The organism is Streptomyces coryli (assembly GCF_011044975.1).
Taxonomy (GTDB): domain Bacteria; phylum Actinomycetota; class Actinomycetes; order Streptomycetales; family Streptomycetaceae; genus Streptomyces; species Streptomyces coryli.
The window spans coordinates 1-21,524 of sequence record NZ_JAAKZV010000041.1 but is presented as its reverse complement, the minus strand read 5'-3'; the positions used below and the strand labels follow the sequence as shown (position 1 = coordinate 21,524).

At 70.4% G+C, this 21,524-nt stretch carries 19 protein-coding genes and 1 tRNA gene; 17 read left to right on the top strand and 3 right to left on the bottom strand.

Annotated features, from left to right (window positions below; translation table 11 throughout):
- Positions 1 to 6: 6 nt before the first annotated feature.
- From G5C51_RS12460 to G5C51_RS12420, 9 genes are all read left to right on the top strand, one after another.
- On the top strand, positions 7 to 1,242 hold the full coding sequence (locus tag G5C51_RS12460; RefSeq protein WP_165236458.1) for an endonuclease/exonuclease/phosphatase family protein: 1,236 nt from the start codon (positions 7 to 9) through the stop codon (positions 1,240 to 1,242).
- A gap of 88 nt (positions 1,243 to 1,330) precedes the next feature.
- On the top strand, positions 1,331 to 2,212 hold the full coding sequence (locus tag G5C51_RS12455; protein WP_165236456.1) for a trypsin-like serine protease: 882 nt from the start codon (positions 1,331 to 1,333) through the stop codon (positions 2,210 to 2,212).
- A 73-nt stretch (positions 2,213 to 2,285) separates the two neighbouring features.
- Positions 2,286 to 2,885, top strand: coding sequence for a hypothetical protein (locus G5C51_RS12450; RefSeq protein ID WP_165236454.1), 600 nt, complete (start codon positions 2,286 to 2,288; stop codon positions 2,883 to 2,885).
- Between the two features lie 244 nt (positions 2,886 to 3,129).
- Positions 3,130 to 4,383 carry an ABC transporter substrate-binding protein gene (locus G5C51_RS12445; RefSeq protein ID WP_165236452.1) on the top strand — a complete coding sequence of 418 codons (1,254 nt, stop codon included), beginning with the start codon at positions 3,130 to 3,132 and terminating at the stop codon, positions 4,381 to 4,383.
- Positions 4,384 to 4,481: 98 nt separating this feature from the next.
- Positions 4,482 to 5,411, top strand: coding sequence for an ABC transporter permease subunit (locus G5C51_RS12440; RefSeq protein ID WP_165236450.1), 930 nt, complete (start codon positions 4,482 to 4,484; stop codon positions 5,409 to 5,411).
- Positions 5,412 to 5,416: 5 nt separating this feature from the next.
- Positions 5,417 to 7,198, top strand: a complete 1,782-nt coding sequence (locus G5C51_RS12435) for a branched-chain amino acid ABC transporter permease (protein WP_165236448.1) — start codon at positions 5,417 to 5,419, stop codon at positions 7,196 to 7,198.
- A 5-nt stretch (positions 7,199 to 7,203) separates the two neighbouring features.
- Complete coding sequence (locus tag G5C51_RS12430) at positions 7,204 to 8,067, top strand: ABC transporter ATP-binding protein (protein WP_165236446.1); 864 nt, start codon at positions 7,204 to 7,206, stop codon at positions 8,065 to 8,067.
- On the top strand, positions 8,064 to 8,780 hold the full coding sequence (locus tag G5C51_RS12425) for an ABC transporter ATP-binding protein (protein ID WP_165236444.1): 717 nt from the start codon (positions 8,064 to 8,066) through the stop codon (positions 8,778 to 8,780). The genes G5C51_RS12430 and G5C51_RS12425 overlap by 4 nt, the downstream gene beginning before the upstream one ends.
- A 107-nt stretch (positions 8,781 to 8,887) precedes the next feature.
- Positions 8,888 to 9,721, top strand: coding sequence for a phosphatase PAP2 family protein (locus tag G5C51_RS12420; protein WP_165236442.1), 834 nt, complete (start codon positions 8,888 to 8,890; stop codon positions 9,719 to 9,721).
- Here the strand turns inward: G5C51_RS12420 and G5C51_RS12415 are convergent.
- Positions 9,669 to 10,280: a response regulator gene (locus G5C51_RS12415; RefSeq protein WP_165236488.1), complete on the bottom strand. Its 612-nt coding sequence runs from the start codon at positions 10,278 to 10,280 to the stop codon at positions 9,669 to 9,671. The two genes, G5C51_RS12420 and G5C51_RS12415, sit on opposite strands and share 53 nt — an antisense overlap.
- A gap of 188 nt (positions 10,281 to 10,468) precedes the next feature.
- On the opposite strand from G5C51_RS12415, the gene G5C51_RS12410 reads away from it, so the two are divergent.
- Positions 10,469 to 10,543 (top strand) — tRNA-Leu (locus G5C51_RS12410).
- A 76-nt stretch (positions 10,544 to 10,619) separates the two neighbouring features.
- Here the strand turns inward: G5C51_RS12410 and G5C51_RS12405 are convergent.
- Complete coding sequence (locus G5C51_RS12405) at positions 10,620 to 11,087, bottom strand: SRPBCC domain-containing protein (RefSeq protein ID WP_206313745.1); 468 nt, start codon at positions 11,085 to 11,087, stop codon at positions 10,620 to 10,622.
- A gap of 117 nt (positions 11,088 to 11,204) precedes the next feature.
- Between G5C51_RS12405 and G5C51_RS12400 the strand changes: the two genes are divergently transcribed.
- Complete coding sequence (locus tag G5C51_RS12400; protein ID WP_165236440.1) at positions 11,205 to 13,502, top strand: FdhF/YdeP family oxidoreductase; 2,298 nt, start codon at positions 11,205 to 11,207, stop codon at positions 13,500 to 13,502.
- A 93-nt stretch (positions 13,503 to 13,595) separates the two neighbouring features.
- Positions 13,596 to 14,096: a PaaI family thioesterase gene (locus tag G5C51_RS12395; protein WP_165236438.1), complete on the top strand. Its 501-nt coding sequence runs from the start codon at positions 13,596 to 13,598 to the stop codon at positions 14,094 to 14,096.
- 14 nt (positions 14,097 to 14,110) lie between these two features.
- Here G5C51_RS12395 and G5C51_RS43760 read toward each other — a convergent pair whose 3' ends face one another.
- Positions 14,111 to 15,181, bottom strand: a complete 1,071-nt coding sequence (locus G5C51_RS43760; RefSeq protein ID WP_165236436.1) for an IS701 family transposase — start codon at positions 15,179 to 15,181, stop codon at positions 14,111 to 14,113.
- Between the two features lie 151 nt (positions 15,182 to 15,332).
- On the opposite strand from G5C51_RS43760, the gene G5C51_RS12385 reads away from it, so the two are divergent.
- The 5 genes from G5C51_RS12385 to G5C51_RS12365 all read left to right on the top strand — a co-directional run.
- Positions 15,333 to 16,034 (top strand): TetR/AcrR family transcriptional regulator, encoded by a 702-nt coding sequence (locus G5C51_RS12385; protein ID WP_165236434.1) that lies wholly within the window; start codon positions 15,333 to 15,335, stop codon positions 16,032 to 16,034.
- Between the two features lie 93 nt (positions 16,035 to 16,127).
- The gene (locus G5C51_RS12380) at positions 16,128 to 16,676 is read left to right on the top strand and encodes a DoxX family protein (protein ID WP_165236432.1); all 549 of its coding nucleotides are present in this window, start codon (positions 16,128 to 16,130) and stop codon (positions 16,674 to 16,676) included.
- A 26-nt stretch (positions 16,677 to 16,702) separates the two neighbouring features.
- The gene (polA, locus tag G5C51_RS12375; protein ID WP_165236430.1) at positions 16,703 to 19,438 is read left to right on the top strand and encodes a DNA polymerase I; all 2,736 of its coding nucleotides are present in this window, start codon (positions 16,703 to 16,705) and stop codon (positions 19,436 to 19,438) included.
- 103 nt (positions 19,439 to 19,541) lie between these two features.
- Positions 19,542 to 20,447, top strand: coding sequence for a serine hydrolase (locus G5C51_RS12370; RefSeq protein ID WP_165236428.1), 906 nt, complete (start codon positions 19,542 to 19,544; stop codon positions 20,445 to 20,447).
- Positions 20,448 to 20,567: 120 nt separating this feature from the next.
- Positions 20,568 to 21,524: lytic transglycosylase domain-containing protein (locus G5C51_RS12365; protein ID WP_165236426.1), on the top strand; the 957-nt coding region annotated here is incomplete at its 3' end.

Sequence of the window (21,524 nt, the reverse complement as noted above, 5' to 3'; positions counted from 1 at the left end):
GGACGCATGCTCCATCGGAAGAGAGCCGGACGCCACCTCGTCGCCGCCCTCGCCACGGCCGCACTGCTCGCGGGCGGCAGCGTGACGGCGCACTCGCAGCCCGCACCGGAGGCCGCCCCCGAGGCTCCGGGGGTCGACGACTGCGATGGGAAGGACCCCGCGCCCGCGGCGGCCGGCGACACGCTGCGGGTGTCGACGTACAACATCCACTTCGGCATCCCGGTCGACGCCGACGACGCCGTGCCGGGCACCGACGACCTCGACGGTACGGCGGCGGCGATACGCGCGCAGAACGCCGACGTCATCGGACTCCAGGAGGTCCACCACAAGGACGCCTGGCACGGCGACCAGCCCACCGTGCTCGCGGAGAACCTCAAGGACCTCTACCCGTACGCGACCTACCGCACCAACAGCGAGAACAACACCGGCGGGCACACCGGCGAGGCCGGCAACATGCTGTTGTCGAAATTCCCCATCGAGCAGGAGAAGCACATCCCGCTCCCCGAGGGCGAGCATGTGCGGCGCGGGCTGCACGGCGTGCAGGTGGACGTGGGCGGCACCAAGGTCTGGGTCTACACCACGCACTACTCCGCCGGTTACGACGAGCCAGGCCTCGCGCAGCGCGAGGGCGAGGCGCGCGCCACCATCGAGGCGCTCGGCAGCGCGAAGGAGCCGGTGGTGATGACCGGGGACTTCAACGCCCGCCCGTACGACCGGCTGATCCCCTGGTTCGCCGACGCCGGCTGGGTCGACGCGTGGACGGCCCTGCACCGCGGCGACGCCGGCTGCACCTTCCCGGCGGACACGCCCATCGCCCGGATCGACTACGCGTACGCCTCGCCCTCGCTCGACATCGCGGCGGCCGCCGTGCCGCAGCAGCCGGACTCCGACCACCGCGCGCTGGTGGTCGACCTCAAGCTGCCGGGGAAGGCCGTCGGCAAGTCGGCCGGTGTCGTCGCGGGCGCGGAGGGACAGTCCGGCAACGGCAACCTCACGACCTTCGCTGACGGCACCGCGAAGCTGCGCGTCTGCGACACGAAGGCCGACGGCTACGCGGTCCGGGCCACCGGCTACGACCCGGCGACGAACGCGGAGTTCATCACCAGGACCGACCCGCAGATGGCGGACTCCTGCTACAGCACGACGGGCTCGGTCGCCGGCCCCGACTCGGTGGCGCTACGGGTCTGCCTGATCAAGTCGGGCGAACCGCCCCGCGATTGCCGCACCGAGCAGCTGAGCTGAACCAACCGGGTCCAGGGGTGGCGGCGACGCGCTTTAATACCCAGCGAGTCGCCGCCACCCCGCGGCGCCACACACCGGAGAGGTGCTCGTGAGACGTACCCCGAAGCTCGTCGCAGGCGCCGCCGCGGCCACCGCCGCGATAGCCGCCGTGCTCGCCGCGCAGCCCGCCGCCGCGATCAATTCCTACAACGCCACCCCGGCCCCCGAGCGCACCGAGACCGGCGCCCTGATCGTCCAGTACGACAACGACGCCGACCCGGCCACCCCGGACCGCGTCGACTGGTTCTGCTCCGGCACCTTGGTCGACGCCGACACCTTCCTCACCGCCGCGCACTGCACCACCGACTGGCCCGAGGGCGCCAAGCTCTCCGTATCCCTCGACCAGGACGTGCAGGGCGCCCTCGACGCCGCACACGCCGCGCACCCGGGCGACGCCGACGCCATCTCGGCGGCCGTCGCCGTCCCGGGCACCGCCGTCAGCCACCCCGGCTATCCGGGCCCGTCCTCCGACACCCACGACATCGCCGTGGTGAACGTCGACGCCAAGGCCCTCGCGAAGCGCTGGAGCTTCACCCCGGCCACGCTCCCCACCGCCGGGCAGCTGTCCAAGCTCGGCCCGCAGGGTCTGAAGAAGACCGACTTCACGGTCGTCGGCTACGGCACCGAGGAGGCCGAGCGGCTCCCCGGCGGGCACGTGCACCCGGGCGGCGGCGTACGGATGAAGGCGCCGGTGTCGTACAACGCCCTCAACGACGCCTGGATCCGCCTCAGCATGCACGAGCAGCAGGGCGACGGCGGCGCCTGCTACGGCGACTCCGGCGGTCCCAACTTCGCCCATATCGGCGGCAAACTCATCCTCGCCGCCACCACCGTCACCGGCGACACCCCGTGCTACGCCACCAACGTCACCTACCGCCTGGACACCACGGGCGCCCGCGACTTCCTGGCCCCGCACGTAAAGCTCCCCTGACCCTCCTATCACCCCAACTCGCCGCGGTGGCAAGCGACTTGCCGTGCCGCCGCGGCGCACTTAGCTTTCCGGCATGGACGCCCCGCCGGAGCCGGAGGTGCTCGGCCACGACGAGCCGCGGCTCACCGACCGGTGGACGGCGCTGCCCGACCGCACCCGGCGCTCCGTGATCATCACGGCCGGGCTGCTGCTGCTCGCCGGACTCACTGGATACGGGCTGGCCACCAGGCCCGCGACCCCGGTGCCGACGGTGCCGACCGAGTCGCTGATGCCGTATCCGCTGCAGTCCACCGAGCTGCACTACGTCGAAATCGATGGCCCTATTTCCGGGCAAAAGGTATTTCACGTTCGATTGACGGCGGAATCTTCCACCGGTGCCGCTCTCACCCATGTCACCCAGGGCTACGATGGCCTCCACCTGAAGGCCGGACCGCCGCTGCCGATAAAGCTGCCGCCGGGCCAAAAGGTGAAATTCACCGTTACGTTCGAGGTCGAACAGTGCGCCGGGGTACCACTCAACGCCAGCATGGCCTTTCTCGACGTGACGCTCCGTAACACGCGCGCAATACAGGTTTACAGCGCCATTCTCGGCGACCGGTACGCCACCGACCTGTCCGCGGCACTCCGTGCGCTATGCGAACACCCCAAGCGCGCCGCCTCACCCGGTACATGACCCCAACAGCAACTTTGAGTCCCCGAGCGTGTCCGCTCTGCGAAGAGGTGAGGTAGGTCACCGCTCCCCGGGAGGCCAATGTGGTGTCGGTCATAACAAGAGAGTCACAGCATGGCCTGCACCTCTGCCACACGAGTTAGCCGCGCCTTAGAGTCACGGCCAGTCACCGCGGCGCAGATCATACGGATGCGGCACCGCGAAACGGCCACTCATGCGAGGAGGCCGCCAGGGGAAAGGACTGATCGTGCGTCACCGTTCCTTGCTCATACTTACCACCGGGGTCACCGTAGGAGCGCTCACGCTCTCCGCGTGCGGCTCCCGCGACGAGGGCGACAAGTCAGGCGGTGACGAGACGACCACCGTCACCATCGGTCTGGACGCGCCGCTTACCGGCGACCTCTCCGCCCTCGGCCTCGGCATCAAGAACTCCGCCGACCTCGCGGTCAAGACCGCGAACAAGAACAAAGAGGTCAAGGGCGTCAAGTTCGAGCTGACCAGCCTCGACGACGTGGCGCAGGCCTCCCAGGGCCAGACCAACGCCACCAAGCTCGTCGGCAACAAGGAGGTCATGGGCGTCGTCGGCCCGCTGAACTCCGACGTCGGCCAGTCGATGCAGAAGGTCTTCGCCGACGCCAACCTCGTCCAGGTCTCGCCGGCCAACACCAACCCGGCGCTCACCCAGGGCGAGAAGTGGCAGGACGACCAGAAGGCCCGCCCCTTCAAGACCTACTTCCGCACCTCGACCACGGACGCCATCCAGGGCCCGTACGCGGCGCACTACATGTTCAAGGAGAAGAAGCTCAAGAAGGTCTTCGTCATCGACGACAAGAAGACCTACGGCGCCGGCCTCGCGGGCACCTTCGCCGAAGAGTTCAAGAAGCTCGGCGGCAAGGTCGTGGGCACCGAGCACATCAACCCGGAGGACAAGGACTTCTCCGCCGTCGCCACGAAGGTCAAGGCCGCCAACGCCGACTTCGTCTACGCCGGCATGGAGTACCCCGCGGGTGCCCCGCTCGCCGCGCAGATCAAGAAGGCCGGGGCGAAGATCCCGACCGTCGGCGGCGACGCCCTGTTCAGCCCCGAGTACGTCAAGCTCGCCAAGGCCAACGCCGCGGGCGACATCGCCAGCTCCGTCGGCGCCCCGCTGGAGACCCTGGACACCGCCAAGAAGTTCATGTCGGGCTACAAGGCGGAGGGCTACAAGGAGGGCTACGACGCCTACGGCGGCTACGCCTACGACTCCACCTGGGCGATCATCCAGGCCGTGAAGGCCGTCGTGGAGAAGAACGACGGCAAGCTGCCCGAGGGCGACGACGCCCGCAAGCAGATCACCGAGGCCATGCAGGACATCAAGTTCTCCGGCGTCACCGGTGAGGTCGGCTTCGACGAGTTCGGCGACACCACCAACAAGCAGCTGTCCCTCTACGAGGTCAAGAAGAAGGACGGCAAGCTGCAGCACGTCCCGGTCAAGAGCGGTGAGTTCGAGGGCGGTCAGTGACCAACCCGAGGTAACCAGGCCCACTGATGCACCTAACGCGCGGGGGCGCCACAGCGCCCCCGCGCGGCCATATCTGACAACCCTTCGGAGGCCCCGCGGTGAACGATCTGCCGCAGCAACTTGCCAACGGCCTGCTACTCGGCGCGCTGTACGGACTCATCGCAATCGGCTACACGATGGTCTACGGCATTGTTCAGCTCATCAACTTCGCCCACGGCGAGATATTCATGATCGGCGGCTTCGGCGCGCTCACCGCGTTCCTGTGGCTGCCCGAGGGCACCAGCCTGGCCCTCGCCCTGCCCCTCATGATCCTCTTCGCCGTGGTCTGCTCCGTGCTCGTCGGCGTCGGCGCCGAGCGCTTCGCCTACCGGCCGCTGCGCGGCGGCCCCCGGCTGGCGCCGCTCATCACCGCGATCGGCCTGTCCATCGCACTCCAGCAGGCCATCTGGGCCTGGTACCCGGACGCCACCAAGTCCCGCACCTTCCCGGAATTCACGGGCCCGCGCCTGGACTTCGGCGCCTTCAGCATCGAGCGCGGCGACCTCTTCCTGCTGATAGCCGCCCCGGTGTGCATGATCGCCCTCGGCCTCTTCGTCTCCAAGACCCGCTCCGGGCGCGCCATGCAGGCCACCTCGCAGGACCCGGACACCGCGAAGCTGATGGGCATCAACACCGACCGCATCATCGTGATGGCCTTCGCCATCGGTGCCGCGTTCGCCGCCATCGCCGCCATCGCGCACGGCCTGCGCTACGGCGAGGTCAACTTCAAGATGGGCTTCATCGCCGGCCTCAAGGCGTTCACCGCCGCCGTCCTCGGCGGCATCGGCAACATCTACGGCGCCATGATCGGCGGCGTCGTGCTCGGCCTCGCCGAGTCCATGGCAACGGCCTACATCGAGAACGTCCCCGGATTCGCCTCCTTCGGCGGCGGAGCCTGGAAGGACGTCTGGGCCTTCGTCCTGCTCATTCTCGTACTGCTGCTGCGGCCCCAGGGCCTGCTCGGCGAACGCGTCGCGGATCGGGCGTGATACGCATGACTGTCACCACACCCACCACCGAGACGCCCGCGGGCGTCATCCCCCTGCCCGCCGCCGGCGCCCGGCTGACCACCCTCGTCGGCGCCGTCGCCACCTTCGCGTCCACCTGGCTCGCCTGGACCTGGACCGACGAGTTCCCGGGCAATCTGACCGTCACCGGCTACCCCGGCGGACTGCAGCTGCTCACCCTCGTCGGCTCCCTGCTGGTCCTCGCCTTCACCCTCTCCACCCAGGGCGTACGCGGACTGCGCTGGCTCACCCCCGGCGGCCGCAACAGCGCCGTCCGGCTGCTGGCCCTCGGCGTCTTCGCCACCACCGCGTTCACGGTCATCGCCATCGCGGTGGAACTCGGCGGGCTCGCCAACCTCGAGCCCGGCGGCTGGATCGCCTTGGTCGCCTCCCTGATCCTCGCCCTCGGCGCGCTCGGCCTTCCCGCCGACGTACCCGCCGGGGAAGACCCGCCGGCCAACGCCTGGCAGAAGTTCGTGCACTCCCTGAAGGCCCCGACCGCGCGCGAAGCCAAGGAGCTGCCCTCCTGGGCCGAACTCCTGATCATCGCCGGGTCCTTCGGCCTCGGGCTGTACGCCTTCACCTACGGCATCGACGCGGAAGACGGCTCGCCGTTCCTCGGCTACGTCATCTTCATCGCCTTCCTCGCGCCCGCCATCGGCCGCGCCGGCCTCACCAAGCAGCTGGCCCGGCTCACCGGCAAGCACAAGAACGTCACCGCGACCGCGGCCTTCGTCGCCGCCTTTGCGTTCCCGTTCACCCAGAGCAGCGACCAGTACGCCTCCCTGGGCACGAACATCCTGATCTTCGCCACGGTCGCCCTCGGCCTCAACGTCGTCGTCGGCCTCGCCGGCCTCCTCGACCTCGGCTACGTGGCGTTCCTCGGCGTCGGTGCCTACACCGCGGCCCTCGTCTCCGGAGCCCCCAGCTCCCCGATCGGGACCACCTTCCCGTTCTGGGCCGCCGTCCTCACCGGCGCCCTGGCCTCGCTGGTCTTCGGTGTCGTGATCGGCGCCCCCACCCTGCGGCTGCGCGGCGACTACCTCGCCATCGTCACCCTCGGCTTCGGCGAGATCTTCCGTATCGCCATGCAGAACATGGACGGCACCTCAGGGCCTGACCTCACCAACGGCCCCAACGGCATCCCGTCCATCCCCGAACTGGAGATCTTCGGCTTCAACTTCGGTGAGCCGCACACGATCCTCGGCGTCGAGCTCGGCAGGTTCTCCAACTACTTCCTGCTGATGCTGCTGTTCACCGCCGTCGTCGTGATGGTCTTCCGGCGCGCCGACCAGTCCCGTATCGGCCGTGCCTGGGTCGCCATCCGCGAGGACGAGACCGCCGCCCGCGCCATGGGCATCAACGGCTTCCGGCTCAAGCTGCTCGCCTTCGCCCTCGGCGCCACCCTCGCCGGCTTCGCCGGCACCATCCAGGCGCACGTCACGTACACGGTCACCCCGACCCAGTACAAGTTCGTCGAGGCCGTGCCGCCGAACTCCGCGTTCCTGCTCGCCGCCGTCATCCTCGGCGGCATGGGCACCGTCACCGGACCGCTGATCGGCGCATCGCTGCTCTACCTCATCCCGAACAAGCTGCAGTTCCTGGCGGACTACCAGCTCTTCATCTTCGGTGTCGCACTCATCCTCCTCATGCGCTTCCGCCCCGAGGGCCTGATCGCCGACCGCCGCAAGCAACTGGAGTTCAAGGAAACCGGGCAACTCGACGTACCCAAGGGCGAAGAACCCGGCCTCACCAAGGTTGGGGTGTGAACGACATGACCAGCGACACCATCCCGGTCACCCAGACCGGCGCCACCGTCCTCGACGCCCGCGGCGTGACCATGCGGTTCGGCGGTCTCACCGCCGTACGCGACGTCGACCTGCAGGTCAACGAGGGCGAGATCGTCGGCCTCATCGGCCCCAACGGGGCCGGCAAGACCACCCTCTTCAACTGCATGACCGGGCTCTACACGCCCACCGACGGCAAGGTCAACTACAAGGGCAAGGTCCTGCCGGCCCGCTCCCACCTGGTCACCCAGGCCGGCGTGGCCCGCACCTTCCAGAACATCCGGCTCTTCGCCAACATGACCGTCCTGGAGAACGTTCTGGTCGGCCGGCACACCCGGACGAAGGAAGGCCTCTGGTCGGCGCTGCTCCGCGGCCCCGGCTTCAAGCGCGCCGAGCGGGAGAGCGAAGCCCGCGCCATGGAGCTCCTGGAGTTCACCGGCCTGGCGGAGAAGCGCGACCACCTGGCCCGCAACCTCCCGTACGGCGAGCAGCGGAAACTCGAGATCGCCCGCGCGCTGGCGAGCGAACCGGGCCTGCTCCTCCTGGACGAGCCCACCGCGGGCATGAACCCGCAGGAGACCAGGGCCACCCAGGACCTCGTCTTCGCCATCCGCGACCAGGGCATCGCCGTCCTCGTCATCGAGCACGACATGCGCTTCATCTTCAACCTGTGCGACCGGGTCGCCGTCCTCGTACAGGGCGAGAAGCTGGTCGAAGGCACGGCCGCCCAGGTCCAGAGTGACGAGCGCGTCGTCGCCGCCTACCTCGGCACCCCCTTCGAAGGCGCACCGGGCGCGGAGGAAGCCGCCGAAGTGGCGGCGGCCGAGCACAGCAAGGAGTCCGACCGATGACCGCACTGCTCGAGGTCGAGGACCTCCGCGTCGCCTACGGCAAGATCGAAGCCGTCAAAGGCATCTCGTTCAAGGTCGAGGCGGGCGAGGTCGTCACCCTGATCGGCACCAACGGCGCCGGCAAGACGACGACCCTGCGGACCCTGAGCGGCCTGCTCAAGCCGGCCGGCGGCAAGATCTTCTTCGACGGCCAGCCGCTCAATGGCGTCGGCGCCCACAAGATCGTCGCCATGGGCCTCGCCCACTCCCCGGAAGGCAGGCGCATCTTCCCGCGCCTCACCATCCTGGAGAACCTGCTGCTCGGCGCCTTCCTGCGCCGCGACGCCGCGGGAATCGACAAGGACGTCCAGCGCGCCTACGAGCTCTTCCCCATCCTGGGCGAACGCAGCAAGCAGGCCGCCGGCACCCTGTCGGGCGGTGAACAGCAGATGCTGGCCATGGGCCGGGCGCTGATGTCGCGTCCCAAGCTGCTGATGCTCGACGAGCCGTCCATGGGCCTCTCGCCGATCATGATGCAGAAGATCATGGAGACCATCCAGGAGCTCAAGTCGCAGGGCACCACCATCCTGCTCGTCGAGCAGAACGCCCAGGCGGCGCTGTCGCTCGCGAATCACGGGCATGTGATGGAGGTCGGAAAGATCGTCCTGTCGGGTACGGGGCAGGAGCTCCTGCACGACGAGTCGGTCAGGAAGGCGTACTTGGGCGAGGACTGACAGCTCGCTTTTTACGGCAGACCGGACCCACCCCTTACTTTCGTCAGGGGTGGGTCTTGCCGTTAGACGGCGGAAGCGGGGGAGTGATCGCCCGTAGCGTCCCGGTCATGGGACGACGAACTCCAGCTGAACAGCGCACGAACACCGCCTCCGCTGCAGCCCCCGCTACCGCCGCCGCCGCCGCTCGGGCACTCGCGCTCGCCGCCGGACTCCTCGCGGCGGCCGTCGCCGCTCTCGTCTGGCTCGCCCCCGGCGGTGTGGGTACCCCGGACCCCGTGGAGATACGCGACGGCGCCTCGGCGGACGCGTACCGCACCCTCAGCGACGCGGCGGCCGACACCCCCGGCTGGGCGCACACCCTGCTGGAGGCGGCGACCGAGGGCACACTGCTGGCGCTCGCCGCACTGCTGGGATGGCTGGCCTGGACGGCCCTGCGCCGGCGCGACGCCTCCGCGCTGGCGGGCGTCGGCCTGACCGGAGCGGCGACCGTCGCGGCGTACGGCATCAGCGAAGCCCTGAAGCTCGCCGTCGACGAGGCCCGCCCGTGCCGTACGGTCCCGGGCGTCGACGCCCTCGCCACCTGCCCGCCCCCGGGCGACTGGTCCTTCCCCAGCAACCACGCCACCATCGCCGCGGCCCTGGCCATCGGCGTAACGCTGCTGCGCCCGCGCTGGGCCGCCCTGGCCCTGCCCCTGGGCGCGGCCGCGGCGCTGCTCCGCGTGCTGGTGGGCGCCCACTACCCGCACGACGTGGCGGCCGGCGCCATCCTCGGCGCGGCACTGGCGGGCGCGCTGCTGCTGGCCGGCCGCGGCCCGGCGACGGGAGTGACGGAATGGCTCGTACGAAAGGCGCCGCCCGCGGCAGGCCGAGTGCAGCCGACCCCCGCCCCTACTCCCCGTCCTTCTTCTTCGCCTTCTTCTTCTCCGAGTCGTCCTCGATAACGGCCTCGGCCACCTGCTGCATCGACAGCCGCCGGTCCATCGAGGTCTTCTGAATCCACCGGAAGGCGGCGGGCTCGGTCAGCCCGTACTGCGTCTGCAGGATCGACTTCGCGCGGTCGACGAGCTTGCGGGTCTCGAGCCGCTGGGTGAGGTCCGCGACCTCGCTCTCGAGCGTCTTCAGCTCGGTGAAGCGGGAGACGGCCATCTCGATGGCGGGGACGACGTCGCTCTTGGAGAAGGGCTTCACGAGATACGCCATGGCGCCGGCGTCCCGCGCCCGCTCGACGAGCTCGCGCTGCGAGAAGGCGGTGAGCATGAGGACGGGGGCAATGGAGTCAGCCGCGATCTGCTCGGCGGCGGAGATGCCATCGAGGACGGGCATCTTCACATCGAGAATGACGAGGTCGGGCCGATGCTCCTGCGCGAGCTTCACCGCCTCCTCACCATTGCCGGCCTCGCCGACGACGGTGTACCCCTCCTCCTCGAGCATCTCTTTGAGATCGAGCCGGATCAGGGCCTCGTCCTCGGCAATGACCACGCGGGTGGTCTGCGGCGGCACATGCTCGTCCCCCGCGGTATCCGCGGGGCTCGGCTCGGCATCCGGCGTGGCCGGGGTGGTCGCGTCGTCGGCGGCGCTCACGGTGGTGCGCTCCTCGGTGAGGTTCCGGGGCAGGGGGCACCCACGAGGGTACCTACCTCCTGTAAGCTCTACTAACGCTGGTAGGTCGTAGACCTGCGATCCGCTGGGCCCCGGTAGTCCAATTGGCAGCAGACGATGGATTCAAAACCCATACAGTGTCGGTTCGAGTCCGACCCGGGGCACTTTTCCTTCGATTCGAAGGTTCGACTCCGCTGATCGCCACCCACATGGGTGGCGATCTTTCGTTTGCGGCGGAGTTCACGCCGGATGATGATCCGGCACCGCACCGAGCTCGATCCCGTGCTCCAGCCACGCCTTCATCGCGCACAGCGCCGTCGTGAAGCCCCCGACCGTGTCGTTCAGCCAGGACACCACCTCGGCCCCGGACCCCATAAACCCCGTCTCGCGCACCTCCACGAACGTGGCATCCGCCCCCCGCCCCGTAAACCGCACCTCCACCACCGTCGGCCGCTCCGCATTCCCCCACGCGAAGCGGATCAGCTCCGGCTCCCGCACCTCCTCCACCCACACATCCGCCGCCGCGCCATACGTCTCCCACTCCCACCGCAGCGACGCCCCCGCCACCAGCGGCCCGCTGCTCTTGCTGTACCAGAACCGCGTCGTCACCGCCGGATCGGCGAAGGCCCGGAAGGCCGTCTCCGCCGGAGTGCGGACGAGCATGCAGGCGTACGCGACAGGCGGGTGCGTCAAGGTGGTGTTCTCCATGGAGTCGATCATGCGCCCGCGGGCGAGGGCTCGCCGCAGCCACGCCGGGGGACCCGGCGAAGGCGGCCCGTGGCAGGATGCGAAGAGCGTGCACAACCTCCGAGAAGGTGACCCTCCATGGCTGGCAAAGCTCCCGCAGGCGACCCGATTCAAGACGCCCCCGAGGTGAGCCCCCCGCCGGACTCCGCCGTCGGTCTTCCCGCCATCACCCACGCGCTGCGCATGTCGCAGCAGCAGATGGGCGTACGGCGCACCGCCCTCACCCTCCTCCGCGTGAACCAGAAGGAGGGCTTCGACTGCCCGGGCTGCGCCTGGCCGGAGCCGGACAAGCGGCATGCGGCGGAGTTCTGCGAGAACGGGGCGAAGGCGGTGGCCGAGGAGGCCACGCTGCGGCGCATCACGCCCGCGTTCTTCGCCCGCCACCCCGTCTCCGACCTCGCCCGCCGCAGCGGCTATTGGCTCGGCCAGCAGGGGCGGCTGATCCAGCCGATGTTCCTCGACGAGGGCTCCGACACGTACCAACCGGTGTCCTGGGAAAAGGCCTTCTCGCTCATCGCCGAGGAGTTGAACGCCCTCGCGTCCCCTGACGAAGCCGTCTTCTATACGTCCGGACGGACCAGCAACGAGGCCGCGTTCCTCTATCAGCTCTTCGCCCGCGAGTTCGGTACGAACAACCTCCCCGACTGCTCGAATCTCTGCCACGAGTCGTCCGGGTCCGCCCTCTCCGAGACCCTCGGAGTCGGGAAGGGGAGCGTCCTGCTCGAGGACCTCTACCAGGCCGACCTCATCATCGTCGCCGGGCAGAATCCGGGCACGAACCACCCGCGCATGCTCACCGCCCTGGAAAAGGCGAAGGCCAACGGCGCCCGCATCATCACCGTCAACCCGCTGCCGGAGGCGGGCATGGTGCGGTTCAAGAATCCGCAGACGGCCCACGGGCTCGCCGGTGGCGGCACCCCCCTCACCGACCTCTTCCTCCAGGTGCGGATCGGCGGCGACCAGGCACTCTTCCGGGCCCTCGCCCGCGGGATCTTCGAGGCCGGCGCCGTCGACCACGACTTCGTCGCCGCCCACACCCATGGCTTCGAGGCGTACGAGGAGTGCGCCCGCGCCTTCGACCGGGACGCGTTCGAGCAGGCGACCGGGCTCGGCATGGAGGCGTACGAGAAGGCCCTGGAGATGGTGCTCGCCGCCGACAAGACCGTCGTGTGCTGGGCGATGGGGCTCACGCAGCACAAGCACGCGGTGCCCACCATCAAGGAGATCGTCAACTTCCTGCTGCTGCGCGGCAATATCGGGCGGCCGGGGGCGGGAGTCTGCCCGGTGCGCGGGCACAGCAATGTGCAGGGCGATCGCACGATGGGGATCTTCGAGCGTCCTGCGGCGGCCTTCCTCGATGCGCTGGAGAAGGAGTTCGGGTTCGCGGCGCCGCGGCGGCACGGGCATGACGTGGTGCGGGCGATCCGGGCGCTGCGGGACGGGGACGCGAAGGTGTTCTTCGCGGTCGGGGGGAATTTCGTCTCCGCGTCGCCCGACACCGAGGTGACCGAGGACGCGATGCGGCGGGCGCGGCTGACCGTGCACGTATCGACGAAGCTGAATCGGTCGCATGTCGTGACGGGCGCGCGGGCGCTGATCCTGCCGACGCTGGGGCGTACGGAGCGGGACCGGCAGGCGACCGGGGATCAGTTCGTCACCGTCGAGGATTCGATGGGCATGGTGCACGCGTCGCGGGGGCGGCTGGCGCCTGCGAGTGGGCAGTTGCTGTCCGAGGTGGCGATCGTGTGCCGGCTGGCGCAGGCGGTGCTCGGTGAGCGGTCCGTCGTTCCGTGGGCGGAGTTCGAGAACGACTACCGCCGGATCCGGGACCGGATCTCCCGGGTGGTGCCCGGCTTCGAGGACTTCGAGCGGAAGGTGGAGCGGCCGGGCGGCTTCACGCTGCCGCATGCGCCGCGCGACGAGCGGCGGTTCCCCACGCATACGGGGAAGGCGAATTTCACGACGGCGGGCATGGAGTATCCGGAGGTGCCGGAGGGGCGGCTGCTGTTGCAGACGCTGCGGTCGCACGATCAGTACAACACCACCATCTACGGGCTCGACGACCGCTATCGGGGGATCAAGGGCGGGCGCCGGGTGGTGCTCGTGAATCCGGATGACGCGGAGCGGCTCGGGCTGCCCGACGGGTCGTATGTCGACCTGGTCAGCGAGTGGCAGGACGGGCGCGAGCGGCGGGCGCCGGGGTTCCGGGTGGTGCATTACGCGACGGCGCCCGGGTGCGCGGCGGCGTACTACCCGGAGACGAACGTCCTCGTCCCGCTGGACGCGACGGCGGACACGAGCAATACGCCGGCGAGCAAGTCACTCGTCGTGCGGCTCGAGCCGACGTCGGAGACGGCGGTCACAGCGGTGCGGTGAGGTAAGGGTGCAGACTGCATCCATCACCTGTTGTACGCAGCAAGGCCGCTCGACTCGAGGACGTGCGGCCGCACCCGATCGGAGCCGCTCCCCATGGCCGAGCAGAACAGCCGGACCGCGACCAGGACGAAGACGCAGTTCCCGGCGGAGGTCCTGAACCGCTTCGCCGGCGTCGGGGTGGATCTGGAGGCGCTGTTCTCCGCCGGAGCACTGGGGCAGCGGATGGGCGTGGAGGTCCTCGAGGCGTCCCCCGACCGGGTGGTCGGCACGATGCCGGTCGAGGGCAACACCCAGCCGTACGGACTGCTGCACGGCGGCGCCTCCGCCGTACTGGCCGAGACCCTCGGCTCGGTGGGCGCGATGCTGCACGGCGGCCCGATGAAGATGGCAGTCGGCGTGGACCTGAACTGCACCCACCACCGCGGCCTGAGCAGCGGCGTGGTGACGGGCGTCGCGACGCCGGTGCACCGGGGCCGGACGACGGCCACGTACGAGGTCGTGATCTCGGACGAACAGCACCGCCGGGTGTGCACGGCGCGGCTGACGTGCCTGCTGCGGGACGTGGCACCGCAGAACGGGCGGGCGGCGGGCTGAGCGGTCGGGCCGCCTCAGGCGAGGTGCCTGACGGCCCCGGTGGTGGTGGCCGGGGCGGCTTCCGGTGTCCGCAGCGCGAGTACGGTCGCCGCGTGCGCGGCTGAGGCCAGCGTGATGTGGCGGTGCCAGCCGGCCAGGGAGCGGCCTTCGAAGTCCGCCAGGCCGACACGGGTGCCGATGCGGGCGAGGTCCTGGCGTACGCGGGCGACGAGCGCGGTGGGGCTGCCGCTCGGTGCCGCATGGGTGTTGGCGAGCCACAGGTGTGGTGGGGCGGATCCGGTCGCGAACAAGTGCAGCACGTGGCCGGAGCGGTGCGGCAGCGTGACGCGGACCGTGACGGCGCCGGGGGTGCGGTGCCGTAACCGGGCGCGCAGCGCGAGGATGCGGCGGGCGGGCAGGGTGCGGCCGGTGTAGCCGCGCAGCGCGGGGTCGGCGATGGTGCAGGCCGCGTGGGTGCTGGTGCGGGCCAGTGCGGGCAGGCCGGCCGTGGTGAGGTGATCCAGGGCCGTACCGGTGGCGGGCAGATCGAGGATGACGGGCCGGCGGTGGCAGGTGAGCCGGGTGGCCTCCATGACGGCAGCGGCGGCGCAGTCCTGGATGGTTTCGGCCGCGGGGTGGTCCCCGGGGAGGAGCAGGCGCCAGTGCACGGGTGCGCTCAGCCGGGCGGTGGTGTGCCAGACGCCGATGGCCTGCTGGCCGCGGTAGGTGAGGCCGCGGTACGGGTCGTAGCGGCGGGCGATGCCGACGGACTGGGTGCCGGATCTGGGGAGGCTGAGCGGGCGTACCACGTGCGCCGCCGGTGGTGCGGCGCCGGCGAGGCGGTCGGCGAGGGCGGCCCGTACCGGCATCCAGGGCCAGGTCGAGCCGGTGATGAAGTGCTGCAGGCGCTGTTCCTGGGCGGTTCCGGCGCGGTCGCCGGCGATGTGCCGGATGGATTTGCGGCCGTGGGCGGTGAGCAGGCCGCGGAGGTAGAGCCTGCCTTTTTCGCGCTGGTCGCGGCGGGGGAAGGAGGCGAAGAGATGCTCGCACCATTCGTCGAGCAGGGCGGGGAGCTCGGGTAAGTCGGGCGGTGGTCGCTGTGGCATGGATGTCCCTTCCGGTGGGAGCGCACTCGGTCAACCGTACTGAACTGTATGGTTCATTTGTCAAGGGCCACCGGCTGTCGTGCGCACTCAACAGTGCAGTTGAATAGGCGGAGTTGACTGGGCCGGAAGTCACTTAGGAGAGGCAGCGTTCATGGACGCGCGCAGGAAGACCGCGGGCACCCGCGCCGAGGCCGCGCCGGCGCCGGCCGTTCCCAGTGGCCCGCGTGCCGCCCGTAAACGCGAGGCGATCCTCGACGCCGCTCGCCGGGTCTTCCTGCGCGAGGGCTTCGGTGCCGGAGTGGACCTGCTGGCCGCCGAGGCGGGCGTCTCGAAGGTCACCCTCTACAACCACTTCGGCAGCAAGGAACGGCTCTTCATGGCCGTCATCGGGCAGACCCTCGACGAGGCGCTCGGCGAGTCCCAGGCAGTGATCCACGAGCGGCTGGCGGAGGCGGTGGACGTGCGCGCCGCGCTCGTGCAGACCTGCCGCGCCTGGGTGCAGGGCCTCACCACGCCCGAGGTCCTCGCGCTGCGCGACCTGATCGCCGCCGAGCGGCGGCGCTTCCCTGAACTCGGCCGTACCTGGCTGGAGCGCGGGCCGACGCGGCAGCATGCCGCGATCGCGGCGGCCCTCGACCGCCTCGTCGCCCGCGGCCGGCTGCGCATCGCGGACACCGAGGTGGCGGCGCTGCAGCTGGCCGGGCTCGTGCTGCATCCGCACCTGGTGCTGAGTCAGTACAGCGGGGGCGTGGATCCGCAGCTGGTGGAGCGGCTCATCGAGAACGGTGTGGACTTGTTCCTGAGCGGCTACGAGGCGGCTGCCCGTGTGCCGGAGGCACGGCGACCTGACTGAATCCGCCGCGATCCACGCTCCGTCCCGCCCATCCGCACCGCCCGCCCAGCAGCATCGTGCCGAGCGCGCTGTCGTCACGAAGGGAACGAGCGGATGAGTATGGACACTTCGGGCATCAGGAGCCCCGCAGGAGAGGCCGGCCCCGCCGCCGCCCGGGCCGGCGTGCGCGCAGAAGACGTCGGGCTGCTGCTAGTACGCGTCGTCTTCGGGCTGCTGCTCGCCGGGCACGGGACGCAGAAGCTGTTCGGCTGGTTCGGTGGTGGTGGGCTCGAGGCGGAGGCCGGGGAGATGGCGGGGGACGGCTACGAGCCGGGCAAGCTCTTCGCCGTGGTCGCCGGGTGCAGCGAGACCGGCGGTGGTCTGCTCTTCGCCGCGGGGCTGCTGACGCCGCTCGGCTGCGCGGCGATCGTCGGCACGATGATCAACGCGATCGCGACCGAGCTGGAAGCCGGTGTCTACGAGGGATACGAGCTGGCGCTGACGTATCTGACGGCGGCCACCGCCGTCGCCTTCACGGGCCCGGGCCGGCTGGCCCTGGACGCGGGCCGGCCGTGGCAGCGCTCCGGCTTCGGCTGGGCGGCCGCCGCGCTGGGCCTGGCCGCGGGGACGGCGGCGGTGACGCTGGTGCTGCGGGCGGTGTAGCGGGAGAGTGGTCCGGAGTTACGGCGATGTCAGTGGTCCGTGGGAGGATCGCTTTCGTGGCTGAGAACGGACCGAAGACGACCCGACCGCGCCTGATGCTGCTGGATGGACATTCTCTGGCATATCGGGCATTTTTCGCCCTGCCTGCGGAGAATTTCTCCACCACGACGGGGCAGACGACGAACGCGATTTACGGCTTCGCGTCGATGCTGGCGAACACGCTGCGCGATGAGACGCCTACGCATCTCGCGGTGGCGTTCGACGTATCGCGGAAGACGTGGCGGTCGGCGGAGTTCGCCGAGTACAAGGCGAACAGGTCGAAGACCCCGGACGACTTCAAGGGGCAGGTCGAGCTGATCGGCGAGCTGCTCGACGCCATGCATGTGCGGCGCTTCGCCGTGGACGGCTTCGAGGCGGACGACGTCATCGCCACGCTGGCCACGCAGGCGGAGGCCGAGGGCTTCGAGGTCCTGATCGTCACCGGCGACCGCGATTCCTTCCAGCTCGTCTCGGACCACGTCACGGTGCTGTATCCGATGCGCGGCGTCTCCGAGCTGGCCCGTATGACCCCCTCCTATGTGGAGGAGAAGTACGGAGTGCCGCCGGGCATCTACCCCGACGTGGCGGCCATCCGCGGCGACTCGTCCGACAACCTCCCCGGCGTCCCCGGCTTCGGCGAGAAGACCGCCGTGAAGTGGATCAGCAAGTTCGGCTCCTTCGACGCCCTGCTGGAGAACGCCGACAAGATCACCGGCAAGGGCGGCGAGAACTTCCGGGCGCATATCGACTCCGTCCGGCTCAACCGCCGCCTGACCGAGCTGGTGCGCGACGTCGAGCTGAACGCCCGCCCGGACGAGCTGACGCGGCAGCCGTACGACCGCGAGGCGCTCAATGTCGTGCTGGACGCGCTGGAGTTCCGGCACCAGAACTTCCGCGACCGGCTGATGGCCGCCGACCCGGGCGTCGCCGAGGCCGAGCCGGCCGCCCCCGAGGCCGGGGTCGAGGTGGACGGCACCGTCATCGGCGACGGCGAGCTCGCCGGCTGGCTCGCCGAGCACGGCGCGCAGCCGCTCGGCCTCGCCACCGTGGACACGTGGAAGCTGGGCACCGGCAGCGTCGCCGAGGTGGCGCTGGCCGCGGCCGGCGGGCCGGCCGCCTGGTTCGACCCGGCGCAGCTGGACGAGGGCGACGAGCGCGCCTTCGCCGCCTGGCTGGCCGACCCGGACAAGCCCAAGACGGTGCACGACGCGAAGGGACTCTTCCGCGTCTTCGGCGAGCACGGCTGGTCCCTCGCCGGGATCGGCATGGACACCGCCCTCGCCGCCTATCTGGTGCAGCCCGGCCGGCGCAGCTTCGCGCTGGACGCGCTGACCGTGGAGTTCCTGGGCCGCGAGCTGGAGCCGGCCGCCGCGGCCGACGACGGGCAGCTGGCGCTCGGCGCCGACGAGCAGGCCGAGGCAGATGCGCTGATGCGTAAGGCACGGGCGGTGCTGGACCTGGGTGAGGCGTTCGGCACCCGGCTCGACGAGGTCGGCGCCGCCGAGCTGCTGCACGACATGGAGCTGCCGGTATCCGCGCTGCTGGCGCGGATGGAGCGGGCCGGGATCGCGGCGGACCGCGAGCATCTGCAGGCCATGGAGCAGCAGTTCGCCGGTGCGGTGCAGCAGGCCGTCAAGGAGGCGCATGACGCGGCCGGGCGGGAGTTCAACCTCGGCTCGCCCAAGCAGCTGCAGGAGGTGCTCTTCGGCGAGCTGAACCTCCCCAAGACGAAGAAGACCAAGACCGGTTACACGACCGACGCCGACGCCCTGGCGTGGCTGGCCGCGCAGACCACCAACGAGCTTCCGGTGATCATGCTGCGCCACCGCGAGCAGTCCAAGCTGCGGTCCACGGTGGAGGGCCTGATCAAGACGATCGCGCCCGACGGCCGCGTCCACACCACCTTCAGCCAGACCGTCGCGGCCACCGGCCGGCTGTCCTCCACCGACCCGAACCTGCAGAACGTGCCGGTGCGTACGGACGAGGGCCGGGCCATCCGGCGCGGATTCGTCGTCGGGGAGGGGTACGAGTCCCTCCTGACCGCCGACTACAGCCAGATCGAGCTCCGCGTGATGGCCCATCTCTCCGAGGACGAGGGCCTGCTGGAGGCCTTCACCTCCGGCGAGGACCTGCACGACACCGTCGCCTCCCAGGTGTTCGGCGTGGAGCGCAGCGGCGTCGACGCCGAGATGCGCCGGAAGATCAAGGCGATGTCGTACGGGCTCGCCTACGGTCTCTCCGCCTTCGGGCTCTCCGGGCAGCTGAACATCGAGGCGGCCGAGGCGCGCAAGCTGATGGACCAGTACTTCGAGCGCTTCGGCGGCGTACGGGACTATCTGCGCCGGGTCGTCGACGAGGCGCGGGCCACCGGCTATACGGAGACCATCCTGGGCCGCCGGCGTTACCTGCCGGACCTCACCAGCGACAACCGGCAGCGCCGCGAGATGGCCGAGCGGATGGCGCTCAACGCGCCGATCCAGGGCACCGCGGCCGACATCGTCAAGATCGCGATGCTGCGGGTCGACGAGGCGCTGCGGGCGGCGGAGCTGCGCTCGCGGCTGCTGCTGCAGGTGCACGACGAAATCGTGCTGGAGCTGGTGCCGGGGGAGCGCGAGCAGGTCGAGGAGCTCGTACGCCGGGAGATGGCGGGAGCCGTGCAACTGCGGGCGCCGCTGGACGTGTCGGTCGGTGTGGGTCCTGACTGGGAGTCGGCTGCTCACTGAGCGAAAGGCGGCCGCGGCCCGGCGCGTCGGCGGCAGGTAAGTGATCGCGTTCGGCAGGCTGGTGTGTCCCTCATGTGACCACCAGCCAGCCGGAGTACACCCCATGCGCGTTACGCACGCGGCCGCACCTCGCTTCCTGCCCACCGTGACGCTGGCGGCTCTGCTCGCCTGCGCGCTGCCGGGGCAGGCGGCCGCGGCGCCGACCCCCCGGGCCGCCGCCGTCACCTGCGCCTCCGAGGACCACCCCGGGATCGCGCGGCAGCTGGAGCGCGGCCTGCGCACGGCGCTGCAAGGGCGGCCCGGGACCGCGGCGTTCGCGGTGCACGACGCCCGCCGCGGCCTCGACTGCTCGTACCACGCGGGCCGCCGCATCGAGACCGCCAGCGTCGCCAAGCTCATGATCATGCAGGCGGTCGCGTACCGCGCGAAGCTGGAGCACCGCACGCTGAGCCCGTCCGAGAAGCAGCAGCTGCGCCCGATGATCACCGCCTCCGACAACAACGCCGCCAGCCGGCTGTGGAGCCACGTCGGCCGCGAACGGATGCAGCGCTTCGTCGAGAAGGCCGGTCTCGGCGACACCGAGCTGGGCTGGGGCCGCTACTGGGGCCTCAGCCAGACCACCGCCCGCGACCAGCTCATCCTCCTCGACCACCTCACCCGCAAGGACTCGCCGCTCGCGACCCCGGCCTCCCGCGCGTACATGCGCGACCTGCTCGCCCACATCCGCACCGGCCAGCGCTGGGGCGTAACGGCCGGAGCCCCGGCAGGCGCCCGGGTGCGGCTGAAGAACGGCTGGCTGCCGCGCCCCTCGGGCGGCTGGCGCGTGCACAGCGTCGGCACGGTCGGCGGCGGCGACCGCGACTACCGCATCGCGGTGCTGACGACGGGCAGCGCCTCCATGGACACCGGCGTTCGCACCGTCGAACGGGTCGCGCGGGCCGTCCACGCCGAGTTGGGTGACCCGGCGCCGCAAAGCCGGGAAGGCCGCGTCCTGACCGACCAGGACTGACGCAAATCTGTCGCTTGGGCCCGGTAGATCCGCACCTGAAGTTGGGTTACTGTCACGCGTATTGCCGGGCCGCGGGCCGGGATGCCCGGCAATAAGCGCCATAGGAGGGGACGTAACGCAATGGCAGCGCCTTTCGGCCGACGTTTGCGAAGAGGGGCGGCGAGCGCGGCGATAGCCGCGGTCGCCATGGCCGGGCTCGGAGCCTCCGGAGCCCCCGCACTCCTCCCCGACAAACCCGGCAAGAACAGCGACCTCGCGGACTCCCAGGCGGACGACGAGCCCGGCATATCCGGAGACGACTCGCGGCCGTACTACACCGACCTCCCCCCGCTGAAGACCCCGGCCGAAGGCAGCGGCGCGACGCCGGCCGGCGGCGGCGAAGCGGGCATACCGGCCACCCTCCTCGACGCGTATCAGGAGGCTGCCGCCGAACTCAACACTTCGCAGCCCGGCTGCAATCTGCCGTGGCAGCTGCTCGCCGCCATCGGAAAGGTCGAATCCGGCCACGCCCGCGGCGGCAATGTCGACGCCGAGGGCACCACCAAGAGCCCCATCCGCGGCCCGGTCCTCAACGGCAACGGCTTCGCCAACATCACCGACACCGACAACGGCGCGTACGACGGGGACAAGACCCACGACCGCGCCGTCGGCCCGATGCAGTTCATCCCGGGCACCTGGAACCGCTGGGGCCAGGACGCCAACGGCGACGGCAAGCGCGACCCGAACAACGCCTACGACGCGGCCCTCGCCGCCGCGAAGTACCTGTGCGCGGGCGGCCGCGACCTCGCCAACGACGCCGATCTGCGGCGCGCGATCCTCAGCTACAACCCGTCGGACGCGTATGTGCGGACGGTGCTGTCGTGGCTGAAGTTCTACCGCGACGGCGGCGCGCATGAGGTGCCGGATGGTAAGGGGGCGCTGCCGGGGCATCGGAGTGATGAGCCGACGGGTGGCGGCGGGAAGACGCCCGGTTCGAGCCCGAGTCCGAAGGACCCGAGCACGCCGCCGTCGAACAAGCCGAGCCCTCCGCCCTCGACGGGTGGTCCGAGCGACCCGCCGAGCGAAACTCCCGACCCC

Excerpts from the sequence above, each read along its gene's own strand:
- G5C51_RS12460 (WP_165236458.1), top strand. The coding sequence starts at position 7 with ATGCTCCATCGGAAGAGAGCCGGACGCCACCTCGTCGCCGCCCTCGCC.
- G5C51_RS12450 (WP_165236454.1), top strand. The coding sequence starts at position 2,286 with ATGGACGCCCCGCCGGAGCCGGAGGTGCTCGGCCACGACGAGCCGCGG.
- G5C51_RS12435 (WP_165236448.1), top strand. The coding sequence starts at position 5,417 with ATGACTGTCACCACACCCACCACCGAGACGCCCGCGGGCGTCATCCCC.
- G5C51_RS12430 (WP_165236446.1), top strand. The coding sequence starts at position 7,204 with ATGACCAGCGACACCATCCCGGTCACCCAGACCGGCGCCACCGTCCTC.
- G5C51_RS12425 (WP_165236444.1), top strand. The coding sequence starts at position 8,064 with ATGACCGCACTGCTCGAGGTCGAGGACCTCCGCGTCGCCTACGGCAAG.
- G5C51_RS12420 (WP_165236442.1), top strand. The coding sequence starts at position 8,888 with ATGGGACGACGAACTCCAGCTGAACAGCGCACGAACACCGCCTCCGCT.
- G5C51_RS12405 (WP_206313745.1), bottom strand. The coding sequence starts at position 11,087 with ATGGAGAACACCACCTTGACGCACCCGCCTGTCGCGTACGCCTGCATG.
- G5C51_RS12400 (WP_165236440.1), top strand. The coding sequence starts at position 11,205 with ATGGCTGGCAAAGCTCCCGCAGGCGACCCGATTCAAGACGCCCCCGAG.
- G5C51_RS12395 (WP_165236438.1), top strand. The coding sequence starts at position 13,596 with ATGGCCGAGCAGAACAGCCGGACCGCGACCAGGACGAAGACGCAGTTC.
- G5C51_RS43760 (WP_165236436.1), bottom strand. The coding sequence starts at position 15,181 with ATGCCACAGCGACCACCGCCCGACTTACCCGAGCTCCCCGCCCTGCTC.
- G5C51_RS12385 (WP_165236434.1), top strand. The coding sequence starts at position 15,333 with ATGGACGCGCGCAGGAAGACCGCGGGCACCCGCGCCGAGGCCGCGCCG.
- G5C51_RS12380 (WP_165236432.1), top strand. The coding sequence starts at position 16,128 with ATGAGTATGGACACTTCGGGCATCAGGAGCCCCGCAGGAGAGGCCGGC.
- polA (WP_165236430.1), top strand. The coding sequence starts at position 16,703 with ATGTCAGTGGTCCGTGGGAGGATCGCTTTCGTGGCTGAGAACGGACCG.
- G5C51_RS12370 (WP_165236428.1), top strand. The coding sequence starts at position 19,542 with ATGCGCGTTACGCACGCGGCCGCACCTCGCTTCCTGCCCACCGTGACG.